The organism is Burkholderia sp. SR8, assembly GCF_052851275.1.
This window is the reverse complement of sequence record NZ_JAULUC010000012.1, coordinates 1-14011: the sequence shown is the minus strand read 5'-3', so window position 1 is coordinate 14011 and position 14011 is coordinate 1. Positions and strand designations below refer to the sequence as shown.

17 protein-coding genes are annotated in these 14011 nt (G+C 66.7%); 8 read left to right on the top strand and 9 right to left on the bottom strand.

The window, feature by feature from the left end:
• The first annotated feature begins 106 nt into the window (after positions 1–106).
• Entirely contained in the window at positions 107–712 is a 606-nt protein-coding gene (gene yjgA, locus Q3A80_RS16890; RefSeq protein WP_446330082.1) for a ribosome biogenesis factor YjgA, read from the top strand.
• Positions 696–1310 carry a molybdopterin adenylyltransferase gene (gene mog, locus Q3A80_RS16885; RefSeq protein ID WP_446330081.1) on the top strand — a complete coding sequence of 205 codons (615 nt, stop codon included), beginning with the start codon at positions 696–698 and terminating at the stop codon, positions 1308–1310. The genes yjgA and mog overlap by 17 nt, the downstream gene beginning before the upstream one ends.
• 34 nt (positions 1311–1344) lie before the next feature.
• On the opposite strand, the gene orn is transcribed toward mog, so the two are convergent.
• Positions 1345–1965 (bottom strand): oligoribonuclease, encoded by a 621-nt coding sequence (orn, locus tag Q3A80_RS16880; RefSeq protein WP_446330080.1) that lies wholly within the window; start codon positions 1963–1965, stop codon positions 1345–1347.
• 117 nt (positions 1966–2082) lie between these two features.
• Between orn and Q3A80_RS16875 the strand changes: the two genes are divergently transcribed.
• The 3 genes from Q3A80_RS16875 to Q3A80_RS16865 all read left to right on the top strand — a co-directional run bounded on the left by Q3A80_RS16875 (position 2083) and on the right by Q3A80_RS16865 (position 4660).
• Positions 2083–3342, top strand: coding sequence for a M48 family metallopeptidase (locus tag Q3A80_RS16875; RefSeq protein ID WP_446330079.1), 1260 nt, complete (start codon positions 2083–2085; stop codon positions 3340–3342).
• The gene (gene rsgA, locus Q3A80_RS16870) at positions 3339–4280 is read left to right on the top strand and encodes a ribosome small subunit-dependent GTPase A (protein WP_446330078.1); all 942 of its coding nucleotides are present in this window, start codon (positions 3339–3341) and stop codon (positions 4278–4280) included. Before Q3A80_RS16875 ends, rsgA begins: the two co-directional genes overlap by 4 nt.
• Before the next feature lie 62 nt (positions 4281–4342).
• Positions 4343–4660, top strand: coding sequence for a putative signal transducing protein (locus tag Q3A80_RS16865; RefSeq protein WP_059465154.1), 318 nt, complete (start codon positions 4343–4345; stop codon positions 4658–4660).
• A gap of 78 nt (positions 4661–4738) precedes the next feature.
• Here Q3A80_RS16865 and Q3A80_RS16860 read toward each other — a convergent pair whose 3' ends face one another.
• The 6 genes from Q3A80_RS16860 to rpsP form a co-directional block, all read right to left on the bottom strand.
• Complete coding sequence (locus Q3A80_RS16860) at positions 4739–5677, bottom strand: CobD/CbiB family protein (RefSeq protein WP_446330077.1); 939 nt, start codon at positions 5675–5677, stop codon at positions 4739–4741.
• A gap of 120 nt (positions 5678–5797) precedes the next feature.
• A complete protein-coding gene (locus Q3A80_RS16855; RefSeq protein WP_446330076.1) occupies positions 5798–6484 on the bottom strand; it encodes a CoA pyrophosphatase in 687 nt (228 codons plus the stop codon).
• 87 nt (positions 6485–6571) lie between these two features.
• Complete coding sequence (rplS, locus tag Q3A80_RS16850; RefSeq protein ID WP_011883860.1) at positions 6572–6964, bottom strand: 50S ribosomal protein L19; 393 nt, start codon at positions 6962–6964, stop codon at positions 6572–6574.
• Positions 6965–7097: 133 nt separating this feature from the next.
• Positions 7098–7892 carry a tRNA (guanosine(37)-N1)-methyltransferase TrmD gene (gene trmD / locus Q3A80_RS16845; protein ID WP_446330075.1) on the bottom strand — a complete coding sequence of 265 codons (795 nt, stop codon included), beginning with the start codon at positions 7890–7892 and terminating at the stop codon, positions 7098–7100.
• Entirely contained in the window at positions 7889–8569 is a 681-nt protein-coding gene (gene rimM / locus Q3A80_RS16840) for a ribosome maturation factor RimM (RefSeq protein ID WP_446330074.1), read from the bottom strand. Before rimM ends, trmD begins: the two co-directional genes overlap by 4 nt.
• A 42-nt stretch (positions 8570–8611) precedes the next feature.
• Complete coding sequence (gene rpsP, locus Q3A80_RS16835; RefSeq protein ID WP_006476550.1) at positions 8612–8866, bottom strand: 30S ribosomal protein S16; 255 nt, start codon at positions 8864–8866, stop codon at positions 8612–8614.
• Positions 8867–9019: 153 nt separating this feature from the next.
• Here rpsP and Q3A80_RS16830 point away from each other — a divergent pair, with 153 nt between their 5' ends.
• A complete protein-coding gene (locus Q3A80_RS16830; protein WP_446330223.1) occupies positions 9020–10159 on the top strand; it encodes a PQQ-dependent sugar dehydrogenase in 1140 nt (379 codons plus the stop codon).
• Positions 10160–10267: 108 nt separating this feature from the next.
• Positions 10268–10735 carry an NINE protein gene (locus Q3A80_RS16825; protein WP_151063712.1) on the top strand — a complete coding sequence of 156 codons (468 nt, stop codon included), beginning with the start codon at positions 10268–10270 and terminating at the stop codon, positions 10733–10735.
• Between the two features lie 17 nt (positions 10736–10752).
• On the opposite strand, the gene Q3A80_RS16820 is transcribed toward Q3A80_RS16825, so the two are convergent.
• Positions 10753–11931, bottom strand: coding sequence for a PA0069 family radical SAM protein (locus tag Q3A80_RS16820; protein ID WP_446330073.1), 1179 nt, complete (start codon positions 11929–11931; stop codon positions 10753–10755).
• Between the two features lie 103 nt (positions 11932–12034).
• Positions 12035–12523 (bottom strand): Lrp/AsnC ligand binding domain-containing protein, encoded by a 489-nt coding sequence (locus Q3A80_RS16815; protein ID WP_006762687.1) that lies wholly within the window; start codon positions 12521–12523, stop codon positions 12035–12037.
• A 145-nt stretch (positions 12524–12668) separates the two neighbouring features.
• Between Q3A80_RS16815 and Q3A80_RS16810 the strand changes: the two genes are divergently transcribed.
• Positions 12669–13955: a D-amino acid dehydrogenase gene (locus tag Q3A80_RS16810; RefSeq protein ID WP_446330072.1), complete on the top strand. Its 1287-nt coding sequence runs from the start codon at positions 12669–12671 to the stop codon at positions 13953–13955.
• Positions 13956–14011: the final 56 nt, after the last annotated feature.

Sequence of the window (14011 nt, the reverse complement as noted above, 5' to 3'; positions counted from 1 at the left end):
GCGGGCGCCCGCATGGTCAAAATGTTGCGTATCCCGCGATCATAGCAAGGTCCGGGGCCATATACCGACAAGCTTGGGGTGTCCGCGCCGCGATACAATGCCGCCCATGACACGCAAAACCCGAATCCAGCCGATCGAGCATGCCGCCGAAGACGACGACAATGGCTACGATCGCCCCAGCAAATCCCAGTTGAAGCGCGAGATGCACGCGTTGCAGGAACTCGGCCAGGCGCTGGTCGACCTGCCGAAGGACGCGCTCAAGCGCATGCCGATGCCCGAAGATCTCGCGGACGCCGTACGCGAGGCGCGCCGGATCACCGATCACGAAGGCAAGCGCCGCCAGCTCCAGTACGTCGGCCGCGTGATGCGCTCGCTGACGGACGACGAAACGGCCGCGCTGCGCACCGCGCTCGACGCGCAGCGCGGCGTGAACAAGGCCGCGACGGCCCGCCTGCACTGGATCGAGCGCACGCGCGAACAGCTGCTCGCGAGCGACGACGCGCTGACCGAATTCCTCCGGCAGCACCCCGAAGCGGACATCCAGGAAGGCCGCACGCTGATCCGCAACGCGCGCAAGGAAGCGCAGCAAGGCAAGCCGCCGCGCTATTTCCGCGAGCTGTTCCAGTGGATCAAGACCGCGAGCGGCACGGACGAAGCGGACGGCGACGAAGCGCCGGACGACGCCGGAGACGACCATGACGACGAAGCGTAACCACCCGGACGAACTCGTGGTCGGCCTCGTGTCGATCAGCGACCGCGCCAGCACGGGCGTCTACGAGGACAAGGGGATCCCGGCGCTGCAGGAATGGCTCGCCGGTGCGCTGATCTCGCCGTGGCGCGCCGAAACACGGCTGATCCAGGACGACGCGCCGACGATCTCGGCCACGCTGACCGAACTCGTCGACGTCGCCGGCTGCGATCTCGTGCTGACGACCGGCGGCACCGGCCCCGCGCGCCGCGACGTGACGCCGGAAGCCACGCTGGCCGTGGCGACGAAGGAAATGCCGGGATTCGGCGAACAGATGCGGCAGATCAGCCTGAACTTCGTGCCGACCGCGATCCTGTCGCGGCAGGTCGCGGTGATCCGCGAAACGGCCGGGGGCGACCATGCGGCGCTGATCATCAACCTGCCCGGCCAGCCGAAGTCGATCCGGGAAACGCTCGAAGGGCTGCGCGATGCCGACGGCAAGTCGACCGTGCCCGGCATCTTCGCGGCCGTGCCCTATTGCATCGACCTGATCGGCGGCCCGTACATCGAGACCGACGCCGCGGTGGTCGCGGCGTTCCGGCCGAAGAGCGCGCGGCGCTGAACGCGGATCGGGCGCCGCATGGGTGCCGGCGCGCTCAGGCGGCCGGCACGGAATCGCTTGCCGGCGCCGACGCGGCCGGAATCAGGAAATGCTCGCGGTAGTACTTCAGCTCGTCGATCGACTCGTGGATGTCGGCGAGCGCGGTGTGCATCGCGCGCTTCTGGAAGCCCTTGTAGATCGCGGGCTGCCAGCGGCGGCACAGCTCCTTCAGCGTGCTGACGTCCAGGTTGCGGTAGTGGAAGAACCGCTCGAATTCCGGCATCCAGCGCGCCATGAAACGGCGGTCCTGGCAGATCGAGTTGCCGCACATCGGCGACTTGCCCGGCGACACGTATTGCGCGAGGAACGCCTGCAGCTGCGCGGCGGCCTCCGCCTCGGTCACGGTCGACGCGCGCACGCGGTCGATCAGCCCGGAACGGCCGTGCGTCGACTTGTTCCAGTCGTCCATCTTCGCGAGCGTTTCGTCGCTCTGGTGGATCGCGAACACGGGGCCTTCGACCGCGATGTCGAGCGTGGAATTGGTCACGACGACCGCGATTTCGATGATGCGGTCGTTATCCGGGTCGAGGCCCGTCATCTCCATGTCGAGCCAGACGAGGTTCAACTCGTTGCGCACGAGCGCGGGCTGGCTGGCGGAAGCGGCGGTATCGGTCATGAGTCATCCTGGAAAATGGCGGACGGCGCACGGCGCCGCCCGGGCGGCCGGCATCGCATGAGCGGGCCCGGGCCGCAAGAACATATAATTCTCGCATAGAACCCTTTGGCGCCTTCGATGTCACCCTTTTCGTTCACCCTGCTGTTCGCGATCGCCGTGCTTGCGATGGTCGTCACCAAGCTGTGGCTCGCGTCGCGGCAGATCCGCTTCGTCGCCGCGCACCGCAACGGCGTGCCCGAGCAGTTCAGCAGCACCATTCCGTTGACCGCCCACCAGCGCGCAGCCGACTACACGGTCGAGCGCACGCGGCTCGCGATGTTCGAGATCGTCGTCAGCGCGGCCGTCCTGGTCGGCCTCACGCTGCTCGGCGGCGTCGGCGCGCTCGACACGCTGCTGACGGGCTGGCTCGGCCGCGGCTACGCGCAGCAGGTCGCGCTCGTCGCCGCGGTGCTCGCGATCACCGGCGTGATCGACGTGCCGTTCGAGTACTACCGCCAGTTCGGCATCGAGCAGCGCTTCGGCTTCAACCGGATGACGAAACGCCTGTTCTTCACCGACATGCTGAAAAATACGCTGCTCGGCGCCGTGCTCGGCCTGCCGCTGCTGTTCGTCGTGCTGTGGCTGATGAACCAGGCCGGCAGCTTGTGGTGGCTGTGGACGTGGATCGTCTGGGTCGCGTTTCAGATGCTCGTGCTGCTGATCTACCCGACCTTCATCGCACCGCTGTTCAACAAGTTCGAGCCGCTGACCGACGAAGCGCTGCGCACGCGCATCGAGTCGCTGATGAAACGCTGCGGGTTCGCGGCGAAGGGGCTCTTCGTGATGGACGGCAGCCGCCGCTCCGCGCACGGCAACGCGTATTTCACCGGGTTCGGCGCATCGAAGCGGATCGTGTTCTTCGACACGCTGCTCGCGCGGCTGTCCGGCCAGGAAATCGAGGCCGTGCTCGCCCACGAACTCGGCCACTTCAAGCGCCGCCACGTGATGAAGCGGATGCTCGTATCGTTCGTGCTCAGCCTCGTGCTGCTCGCGCTGCTCGGCTGGCTCGCGCAGCGCACGTGGTTCTACACGGGGCTCGGCGTCACGCCGTCGCTCGACTCGAGCAACGCGGGCGCCGCGCTCGTGCTGTTCTTCCTCGCGATTCCCGTGTTCCTGTTCTTCGCGACGCCGTTCAGCAGCCTCACGTCGCGCAAGCATGAATTCGAGGCGGACGCGTTCGCGGCCAGCCAGACCGACGCGCAGGATCTCGTCAGCGCGCTCGTGAAGCTCTACGAGGACAACGCGTCGACGCTCACACCCGATCCCGTCTACACGGCCTTCTATTACTCGCATCCGCCCGCGTCGCAGCGGATCGACCGCCTGATGCAGCACGCATGAGCCGGCCGACCTCCCGCAAGCCGGCCCCGCGCGCATCGGGCGCGCCGCGTGTCGAAGGCCGCGTGATCGCGGCGCACGGTCGCCACTACATCGTCGCGCCCGACGACGGCGGCCCGATGCTGCAGTGTTTCCCGCGCGGCAAGAAGAGCGAGATCGCGGTCGGCGACCGCGTCGCGTACGAACAGGCATCGGCCGACCAGGGCGTGATCGTCGAAATCGGCGAGCGGCGCAACCTGCTGTACCGCTCCGACCAGTTCAAGTCGAAGCTGTTCGCGGCGAACCTCGATCAGTTGCTGATCGTGCTCGCGACCGAGCCCTATTTCAGCGAGGACCTGCTCGGCCGCGCGCTGATCGCGGCCGAGGCGAACGAACTGAAGCCGCTCGTCGTACTGAACAAGATCGACGTCGAGGCCGCGCTGCCGGTTGCGCGCGAACGCCTCGCGCCGTACCGCGCGCTCGGCTACGACGTGCTCGAACTGTCGGTGAAGGGCGCGCCCGACGACGCGCGCGCGCAGCTGATGCCGCATCTGGCCGGCCATTCGACGATCCTGCTCGGCCAGTCCGGGATGGGCAAGTCGACGCTCGTGAACCTGCTCGTGCCCGATGCCGAAGCCGCGACCCGCGAGATCTCGGCTGCGCTCAACAGCGGGCGCCACACGACGACGTTCACGCGCCTCTACCCGCTCGACGGCGGCGGCGCGCTGATCGATTCGCCGGGTTTCCAGGAGTTCGGCCTCTATCATCTGACCGAAGGCCGCCTCGAGCGCGCGTTCCCGGAATTCCGCCCGTTGCTCGCGGATTGCCGTTTCTATAATTGTCATCATCTGCACGAGCCCGGCTGCGCGATTCTCGAAGCCGTCGCCGACGGCCGCATTGCGCCGTCCCGGCATGCGCTTTATGCGCAACTCGTGCACGAGGCGAGCCAGATCGTTCGCTGAGTCCTCGGCGCACGGAAGGCGGCCGGACCGAACTAGGCCGGCCCTCATCGACAGGAGCCGCGATGCGTTTCAAGGCGCCCGACCTGGCCACCGCGCAGCACTGGGCGAACGTGCTGCAGGTGGCCGGTATCGGTTGCGAGCTGCACAACTGCTACGCGACCGGCGCGCTCGGCGGCCTCCCCGCCGACGCGTGCGCGCCCGAGCTGTGGCTCGACGACGAGCGCGACGATGCGCTCGCGCGACGCCTGCTCGACGCCGCATCGCACGGCCCGTCGGCCGGTGCCGCGCCGTGGCGCTGCCGGCAGTGCGGCGAGGCGCTCGAGGCGCAGTTCACGGCCTGCTGGCAATGCGGCGCCGTGCGCGATCCGCTCGACGACTGAACGCCAACGCGCGGGCCCACAGCGAAAAGGCCGGCATCGAGCCGGCCTTTTCATTTCATCGCGTGCTGCGCGAGCGCGTCACGACACCCAGACCGCCAACGTCAGCATCAGCAGCAGGATCATCCACAGGATCACCGCACGCCATACCAGGCCGACCGCCGACTGCAGCGTGCGCGGCGTGCAGTCGTCGCCGACCGTCAGCGGGCCGCTGTCGCCGACCGCCAGTGCATCGAGGCTCGACGGCTCCGCGAGCGGCCCGGCGAGACGCGCGCCGAGCGCGCCGCTGCCGGCCGCGAGCAGCACGCCGTCGTTCGGGTCGGGCCACTGGCGCGTGTGATTGCGCCACGCGTAGATCGCGTCCTCGAAGTTGCCGACGATCGCGAAGCCGAGCGCGGTCAGCCGCGACGGAATCCAGTCGATCACGAAGAATGCGCGCTGCGCGAACGTCGAGAACGCGGCCGTGCGCTCGTCGCCCGGCGTCGACCAGCTGCGCGCGAGATATTCGGAGATGCGGTACAGGACGGCGCCGGCCGGACCGATCGGCAGCACGTACCAGAAGAACACGCCGAACACGTGGCGATGCGATGCAACGACCGCATGAATCAGCGTATGGCGGACGATTTCGCCGACCGGCATGTCGACCGTGTCGAGGCCCGTCCACTCGTGCAGGATCTCGCGCGCACGCGGCACGTCGTCGTTGTTGAGCGCGAGATGGATATCGGTGAAGTAATGGCTGAACTGGCGGAAGCCGAGCGTGAAATACACGACGACGACGTTCCAGATGAACGCGAGCACGAAGCTCACCTTGTACAGCAGGAAGTAGATCAGCGCGACGACCAGCACCCACGGCAGCACGACCGCGAGCCACGCGAGCACGCCATGTTTTTGCTTGCCGGCGTCGAGACCATGCGCGACGGTTTCCGCATGAAACTGGAACAGCGCGAATACCGGATTGCTCGGCGACAACGCGCGGACCTGTTCGATGATGAGAGCGAGGAGAACCGAAAAGAAAGTCATGCGTGGCGCCGTCTTCGGAGTTATGTCATTTTTTGCATAACGATAGCACAGCGTAAGCGACGGATGGCTGCCGGCGCGACGGGCCGCGGGCCGGCCGCGCGCGCCGGGCTGGACGGGAGCCTATCCGGCCGCCAAGAAGCGGTACAGATTGCGCAACATGCCGGCAGTTGCGCCCCAGATGAAGTAATGCCCGGCCGATGCGTCGTTCGGGTAAGGCATCGCAAAAAAACGACGCTCGCCGCCTTCCCAGCGGAACACACGCACCTGGTGGTTCGCGGGACTCATCAGGAACGCGAGCGGCACCTCGAAGATCTCGGCGACTTCGAACGTGTCGGCCTGGACGGTAAACGGCGGATGCACGAGCGCCACCACGGGCGTCACGCAGAAGCCGGTCCCCGTCAGGTAGTCGGGCAGCGCACCGAGGACCTCGACCGGCTCGGCGGCCAATCCGATCTCCTCCTTCGCCTCGCGCAACGCGGTCGCGGTCGCATCGCGATCGAACGGCTCGCGTCGGCCGCCGGGGAAGCTGATCTGTCCGGCATGATCGTTCAGGTGGTCCGCGCGCTGGGTCAGCAGCACGGTGAGGCCGGTGTCGCGAACGACGAGCGGAATGAGGACGGCGGCACTGCGCGGATCGACGCCCTCCTGCAACCGCACTTCGGCGGGTTCCACGCTCCACTCGAGCGTGCGCGCGAAACGTTCGCGCAACCCGGACGGCGTCATCAGCCGGGGATCGAGGGACGGCAGGCCGGCGCCGGTGCCTTCGACCGGCAGCACTTCAGGGTCAATGATGGGGCGGCGATTCAATGGGGCTCTCGGATTCGTGTCGTATCGAGCATATTGTCGCGCCAGAATGAAAAAAGCACCCGGGAGGGTGCTTTTTCCTTACAGCTCTTACTCTTGGGAAGCTGCTGCGGTGCGATCCTTCGACACCAGCTTTTCCTTGATTCGAGCCGACTTGCCCGAACGCTCGCGCAGGTAGTACAGCTTCGCACGACGCACATCACCGCGACGCTTCACGACGATGCTCGCCAGCAGCGGCGAGTAGGTCTGGAACGTACGCTCGACGCCTTCGCCCGACGAGATCTTGCGGACGATGAAGTTCGAGTTCAGGCCGCGGTTGCGAATCGCGATCACGACGCCTTCGTAAGCCTGAACGCGCTTGCGGTTACCTTCAACCACGTTCACGTTCACGATCACCGTATCGCCCGGGGCGAATTCGGGAATCGTCTTGCCGGCGAGCGCGCGCTCGATCTCTTCCTGCTCAAGTTTTGCGATCAGATTCATCACTGACTCCTAAAGCCATCTTGTCGGCGTTTGCACCCGCCTGCTTCCAGGCCTGGCCCCGATAGAGGATGGATTCACATCAGGCACCGCGCACGCATGCACGGCACCGCCATTTCCCGCCCGCGAAACCGCCTCAGGAGGCGTCTTTCGCTTCGCGTGCGAGGTTCGCAAGCCACGCCTCGTCGGCACGACTCAGCAACTTCTCGCGGCGCGCACGGACGATCAGGTCCGGCCGCTTCCGCAACGTATTCCTCAATGCTTCCTGGCGCCGCCACTTCTCGATCTCGGCATGATGCCCGCCGAGCAGCACGTCCGGCACGCGCACCCCTTCGTATTCCTCGGGGCGCGTGTAATGCGGACAATCGAGCAGCCCGTCGACAAAGCTGTCCTGCACGGCCGACTGCGCATCGTTCAGCACGCCGGGCAGCAGGCGCACGACGGCATCCATCATCGCCATCGCCGGCAGTTCGCCGCCGGACAGAACGAAATCGCCGAGGCTGATTTCCTCGTCGACGCAACGGTCGAGCAGACGCTGATCGATCGCCTCGTAGCGGCCGCACAGCACGATGACACCCGGCTCCTGCGCCATCCGCGTCGCCCGCTCGTGCGTGAACGGCGCGCCCTGCGGCGACATCATCACCACTCGTGTGCTCGCGATGCCCTGCTCCGCCTGCGCTGCCTTCGCCGCATCGATCGCGGCCTCGAGCGGCTTCGCCAGCATCACCATGCCCGGACCGCCGCCGTACGGGCGATCGTCGACCGTACGGTAGTTGTCCGTCGTGAAATCACGCGGATTCCAGGTGCGCAGCCCGAAGCGTTCCTGCTTCACGGCCCGGCTGGTGATACCCCAGTCGGTCAGTGCGCGGAACATTTCGGGAAAGAGCGTGACGACGTCGAACTGCACCGCGCTCTCCGTAACCTGGTTCATGAGTAATCGGCTTCCCAGTCGACGACGATGCGACGTGCCGCCTGATCCACCGTCTTGACATAGACGCCGACGAACGGGATCAGCCGTTCGCTGGTGGTCGGCTGGCCATCCTTGCCGACTGCCGGATACTCGACGCGCATGATCGAATGCACGCCGTTGTCGATCATCCCGCTCACTGTCCCGAGCGCCACCGATTGCTCGTTGACGACGTCGAGACCGATCAGGTCGACCCAATAGAATTCGTCCGCGGCCAATGCCGGGAAATCTTCCCGGCGCACGAACACGCGAAAGCCGCGCAAAGCCAGTGCGGCATCGCGGTCGCTGACACCCGCGGATTGCGCGACGACCGTGTCGCCGTGCGTCTTCGACTGCAGGATGCGGGCGGACAACCGCTCCCCACCCCGTTCCAGCCACCAGCGGCGCGCGTTGAGCAGCGCATCGCCGCCGCGGCCTGCGTCGGCATGCGTCGCCACCTTGACCCAGCCTTTCAGGCCATAGGCGTCGACCACCGCCCCGACCTCGACAGCATCGTCGGGCCAGGCTTGCACCGCTTCGAGGCTGCCCTGCTCGGCAGCCTTACCGGCGTTCGCGACAACGTCGCGTTCGACCGGCTTGCGGACGAATGCGCCAAACGACGCTCGCCCGCGCTTTGCGTTACCGGAATCGTGACCGGACATCAATGCTCCTTGCAGCCGGCACGACCGGCACACCGCGCCATGTTAGGCGGCCGGTTGCGCCTTTTGCGCTTCCTTCACGAGACGCTGGACGGTCGGCGACAGTTGCGCGCCAACACCTTGCCAGTACGTCAGGCGATCCTGAGCGATACGCAGCGACTCGCCCTTCGTGGCGACCGGGTTGTAGAAGCCGACGCGCTCGATGAAGCGGCCGTCACGACGGTTGCGCGAATCGGTAGCGACGATGTTGTAGAACGGGCGCTTCTTCGAGCCGCCGCGAGCCAGACGGATGATAACCATATGAAATCCTTCGGGAAAACCGGGTTCGAAACTACTGAAACGTGCGATTATAGCCGGAAACCAAAGCCACAACAAACACTTACGCGCAAAAATTCCGCAGACGCCCTGTCCGCCGGGCATACAATCGTCGTGTTCCCGATGCCTCCCGCCGCCATGCCGCTATTTTGCGCCGCCCCGGCACACCGTGCGCAGCACCGCCTCGCGGGCATGCTGGCCGGCCTCGTCGCCTGCGTTGCGTCGGCTGCCGCTGGCGCCGCGCCGCCGGTGAGCGAGCTCGTCGTGCCGCCCGGGTTCCACGTCGACGTGCTGACCGACGCGGTGCCGGCCGCACGCGAAATGGCGTGGTCGCCGCGCGGAATCCTGTACGTCGGCTCGCGGGAAGGCCGCGTCTACGCGTTTGCGATGCACGAGGGCCGGATCACAGCCCGCCACGTGATCGCATCGGGGCTCGACATGCCGGTCGGCGTCGCATACCGCGACGGCGCGCTCTATATCTCCGCCGTGTCGCGCATCCTGCGCCTCGACCAGATCGACGACCGGCTCGCGAAGCCGCCAGCGCCAGCGGTCGTCACGGACGCGCTGCCGACCGACCACCATCACGGCTGGAAATTCATCGCATTCGGCCCCGACGGCAAGCTTTACGTGCCGACCGGCGCGCCATGCAACGTGTGCCTCGCCGATCGCAACCGCTACGCGATCATCGCGCGCATGAATGCCGACGGCAGCGGACGCGAGGTATTTGCCCGCGGCGTGCGCAATACCGTCGGCTTTGCGTGGCACCCCGACTCGGGCGAACTGTGGTTCACCGACAACGGCCGCGACCTGATGGGCGACGACGTGCCCGACGACAAGCTGAACCGCGCGCCGCGGGCGGGCCTCGACTTCGGCTTTCCCTACTGTCATGGCGGCGACCGGCCCGACCCGGAATTCGGAAGCCCCGACGTGTGCCGCCGCTATGTGCCGCCCGTGCTGAAGCTCGGCGCGCACGTCGCGGCACTGGGCATGCGCTTCTATACGGGACCGATGTTTCCGGCGTCGTATCGGAACAACGTCTTCATTGCCGAGCATGGTTCGTGGAACCGCAGCACGAAGGTCGGCTACCGCGTGATGCGCGCGGTCGTGTCCGCCGACGGCAGTCACGCACGCCAGACGCCGTTCATCACGGGCTGGCTGCGCGCGGACGGCACCGTATGGGGACGGCCGGCCGACGTACTGCCGCTGCCGGACGGCTCGCTCCTCGTGAGCGACGACTACGCAGGTGCGATCTACCGCGTCACCTATGCGGCACCTTGACGCAGGCGACGGATGACCGGCCCCGACCGGGCATCGTAGAATGCGTGCCGGGCCGAGCGCCCGCGCCGACCCGCCGGCGCCCATGCCAACGATAATCCGCCGCCACCCATGTCCAGCAGCACCGCACCGTCCCGCCGCTTCCGCTCCAAGACGCTCACCGCCGCCCTCGCATTCCTGTTCGGTTCGCTCGGCGCGCATCGCTTCTATCTGTACGGCTTTCGCGACGTGTACGGCTGGGCACACCTGCTCGCGACGATCGTCGGGATTCCGGGCTTTCTGCTGCTCGCGGCGACCCAGCGCACGGCCAGCCTTGGCTGGTGGCTCGCCGTGCCCGGCGCGATCTCGCTGCTGGCCGCGTTCCTCGCCGCACTCGTCTACGGGCTGCGCCCCGACGAAAAATGGGATGCGCAGTTCAATGCCGAGACGGGCAAGCAGAGCCGCTCGGGCTGGACGGTGATCTTCATCGTGATCTTCTCGCTGCTGATCGGTGCGTTCCTGCTGATGACCGCGCTCGCACTGTCGTTCCAGACGTACTTCGAATCGCAGGTCGAAGCGGCGAAGCAGATTTCGCAGTAAGCGCCGCCGCGCGCCGGTCAGAACAGGCTCAGCTGCATGTCGTCGCGCGACTTCGCGCCGGCTGCGCCCGCCACCGGGCGCCGAGCTGCCGCGGCGGCCACCGGTGGGCCGCGAAACCGCGACATGTCGAGAATGCCGTTGCTGCGCTCGTTCAAGCCGAGCCGCTTGACGGCCTGACGGAAGCGCTGCCGCAACAGGTCGGCCCAGATCCCTTCGCCCTTCATCCGTTTCGAGAAATCCGAGTCGTAATCCTTCCCGCCGCGCATGTCGCGCACGCGGTTCATCACGCGCTCCGCGCGGTCCGGAAAATGCGCGGCGAGCCAGTTCTTGAACAGCGGCGCGACCTCCCACGGCAAGCGCAGGATGATGTAGCTCGCGTGCGTCGCGCCGGCTTCCGCACATGCCTCCAGCACGCGCTCCATGTCGGGCTCGGTGACGAACGGGATCATCGGCGCAATGCTCACGCCGACCGGCACGCCCGCGTCGCGCAGCGCGCGGATCGTCCGCAGCCGGCGCGCCGGCGTCGCCGCGCGCGGCTCGAGCGTGCGCGCGAGCTCGGCGTCGAGCGTCGTGATCGTGACCGCCGCCATCACCTGCCCGCGTTCGGCCATCGGCGCGAGCAGATCGAGATCGCGCTCGATCAGCGAGGATTTCGTGATCGCGGCGAACGGCAGCCCGTGATCGTGCATCACCTGGATCACGCTGCGCGTGATGCGCAGATCGCGCTCGACCGGCTGGTATGCGTCGGTGTTGACGCCGAGCGCGATCGGCTCGGGCACGTAACGCTTGCGCGAAATCTCGCGCTCGAGCAGTTCGGCCGCGTTGACCTTCGCATAGATCCGGCTCTCGAAATCGAGCCCGGGCGACAGGCCGAGGTAGCTGTGCGTCGGCCGGGCAAAGCAGTAGATGCAGCCGTGCTCGCAACCGCGATACGGATTGAGCGACACGCTGAACGGAATGTCCGGCGACTGGTTGTGCGTCAGGATGCTCTTCGCGCGCTCCTCGAACACCTGCGTGCGCAGCGGAGCAGGCAGATCGGTGTCGTCCGATTCGCGCGTCCAGCCGTCGTCGACCGCTTCGCGCAGCGCCGTTTCATAGCGCCCCTGCAGATTGTCGACCGCGCCGCGCCCCTTGCGGGGCGCGGGCGGCGCTATCGGAAATTCGTTGTCGGACAGACCGTCCATGCGCTCACCCATTCGCCTGCACCCAATACTGTACATTTATACAGTATTGGGTGCAGCGTGCCAAGGGCGAGATAAAGGGTCCGGCTGACAGCCCGGCAACGGGCCGCGGCAACGGTCACTCGCCGACCGAAATCGTCAGCGTCTCCTTGATTTCTTCCATCACGACATAGCTTTTCGACTGCACCGCGCCGGGCAACTGCAGCAGAATGTCGCCGAGCAGCTTGCGATAGTCGGCCATTTCGCCGATCCGCGCCTTGATCAGGTAGTCGAAATCGCCGGACACGAGATGGCATTCGAGCACCTCGTCGATCTTCATCACTTCGCGGCGGAACTGCTCGAACATGTTGCCGCCCTTGTGGCCGAGCGTGATCTCGACGAACACAAGCAGCGCCGCGCCGAGCTGGCCCGGATCCACGCGCGCGTGGTAGCCGGTGATGACCCCGTCGCGCTCCATCCGCCGCACGCGCTCGATGCACGGCGTGACGGTCAGCCCGACCTGTTCCGCGAGGTCCTTCATCGCCATCCGGCCATCGTCCTGGAGCAGTTTCAGGATGCGCCGGTCGAGCTTGTCGAGGGAGCGTACTGGCTGACGTTGCGTTCTCATTTGTTTCTTCTGAAAACCTGAAAAATACGATAACAAAACCTACACATTCGACAATACCATAGCGCAAAACACTAGATCAGCTAGAGGTTACACGGAGACGCAAGTGCGCCCGGCCTCGACCTGATTCCTTCCATCTGGAGCAGCTATGCGAGTCGTCATTCTGGGCAGCGGTGTGGTGGGCGTGGCAAGCGCGTATTACCTCGCACGCGCCGGTCATGAAGTCACGGTGATCGACCGGGAGGCCGGCCCGGCCCTCGAGACGAGCTTCGCGAACGCGGGCCAGATTTCGCCCGGCTATGCGGCGCCGTGGGCCGCGCCCGGCGTGCCGCTGAAGGCCGTCAAGTGGATGTTCGAGAAGCATGCGCCGCTCGCGATCCGCCTCGACGGCACGCGCTTCCAGCTTCAGTGGATGTGGCAGATGCTGCGCAACTGCACGGCCGAGCGCTATGCGGTCAACAAGGGCCGCATGGTCCGTCTCGCCGAATACAGCCGCGAGTGCCTGCAGGCGCTGCGTGCGGACACCGGCATCCAGTACGAAGGCCGCACGGGCGGCACGCTGCAGCTGTTCCGCACGCAGCAGCAGCTCGACGGCGCGGCGAAGGACATCGCGGTGCTGCAGGAAGCGAACGTGCCGTTCGAACTGCTGTCGCCGGCCGAGCTCAAGCACGCCGAACCGGCTCTCGCCGCCGTGTCGCACAAGCTGACGGGCGGCCTGCGCCTGCCGGGCGACGAAACCGGCGACTGCCAGCTGTTCACGACGCGCCTTGCAGCGCTCGCCGAATCGCTCGGCGTGAAGTTCCGCTACAACACGCCGATCGACGCACTCGCGATCGCCGGCGGCAGGATCGCCGGCGTGCAGTGCGGCAGCGAGACGGTGCGCGCGGATGCGTACGTTGTCGCGCTCGGCTCGTACTCGACGAACTTCATCGCGAACCTGATGAAGATCCCCGTCTATCCGCTGAAGGGCTACTCGATCACCGCACCGATCGTCAACGAGGCAGCCGCGCCCGTGTCGACGGTGCTCGACGAAACGTACAAGATCGCGATCACGCGTTTCGACCAGCGCATCCGCGTCGGCGGCATGGCAGAGATCGTCGGTTTCGACAAGAACCTGCGCGCGGCGCGCCGCGAAACGCTCGAAATGTGCGTGAACGACCTGTTCCCGGGCGGCGGCGACACGTCGAAGGCGACGTTCTGGACGGGCTTGCGCCCGATGACGCCGGACGGCACCCCGATCGTCGGCCGCACGCCGGTGTCGAACCTGTTCCTGAACACGGGTCACGGCACGCTCGGCTGGACGATGTCGTGCGGGTCGGGCCAGCTGCTCGCCGACCTGATCTCGGGCAAGAAGCCGGCGATCCAGGCCGACGACCTGTCGGTCCACCGCTACCTGAAGGACGTGGCCGGCCAGACGCGCCCGGCATACGCGTAAACCGGAACGGTCCGCGGCGACGCGGGTCCGTTGCATCGGCAAGAAAGGCGCCCTCG

Bases quoted from the DNA above. Each gene is read 5' to 3' on its own strand.
- mog (WP_446330081.1), top strand. From the start codon at position 696: ATGACGACGAAGCGTAACCACCCGGACGAACTCGTGGTCGGCCTCGTG.
- yjgA (WP_446330082.1), top strand. From the start codon at position 107: ATGACACGCAAAACCCGAATCCAGCCGATCGAGCATGCCGCCGAAGAC.
- rimM (WP_446330074.1), bottom strand. From the start codon at position 8,569: ATGTCCGGTCACGATTCCGGTAACGCAAAGCGCGGGCGAGCGTCGTTT.
- Q3A80_RS16810 (WP_446330072.1), top strand. From the start codon at position 12,669: ATGCGAGTCGTCATTCTGGGCAGCGGTGTGGTGGGCGTGGCAAGCGCG.
- Q3A80_RS16865 (WP_059465154.1), top strand. From the start codon at position 4,343: ATGCGTTTCAAGGCGCCCGACCTGGCCACCGCGCAGCACTGGGCGAAC.
- rplS (WP_011883860.1), bottom strand. From the start codon at position 6,964: ATGAATCTGATCGCAAAACTTGAGCAGGAAGAGATCGAGCGCGCGCTC.
- rsgA (WP_446330078.1), top strand. From the start codon at position 3,339: ATGAGCCGGCCGACCTCCCGCAAGCCGGCCCCGCGCGCATCGGGCGCG.
- rpsP (WP_006476550.1), bottom strand. From the start codon at position 8,866: ATGGTTATCATCCGTCTGGCTCGCGGCGGCTCGAAGAAGCGCCCGTTC.
- Q3A80_RS16815 (WP_006762687.1), bottom strand. From the start codon at position 12,523: ATGAGAACGCAACGTCAGCCAGTACGCTCCCTCGACAAGCTCGACCGG.
- trmD (WP_446330075.1), bottom strand. From the start codon at position 7,892: ATGAACCAGGTTACGGAGAGCGCGGTGCAGTTCGACGTCGTCACGCTC.
- orn (WP_446330080.1), bottom strand. From the start codon at position 1,965: ATGACCGATACCGCCGCTTCCGCCAGCCAGCCCGCGCTCGTGCGCAAC.
- Q3A80_RS16820 (WP_446330073.1), bottom strand. From the start codon at position 11,931: ATGGGTGAGCGCATGGACGGTCTGTCCGACAACGAATTTCCGATAGCG.
- Q3A80_RS16875 (WP_446330079.1), top strand. From the start codon at position 2,083: ATGTCACCCTTTTCGTTCACCCTGCTGTTCGCGATCGCCGTGCTTGCG.
- Q3A80_RS16830 (WP_446330223.1), top strand. From the start codon at position 9,020: ATGCCGCTATTTTGCGCCGCCCCGGCACACCGTGCGCAGCACCGCCTC.
- Q3A80_RS16825 (WP_151063712.1), top strand. From the start codon at position 10,268: ATGTCCAGCAGCACCGCACCGTCCCGCCGCTTCCGCTCCAAGACGCTC.
- Q3A80_RS16860 (WP_446330077.1), bottom strand. From the start codon at position 5,677: ATGACTTTCTTTTCGGTTCTCCTCGCTCTCATCATCGAACAGGTCCGC.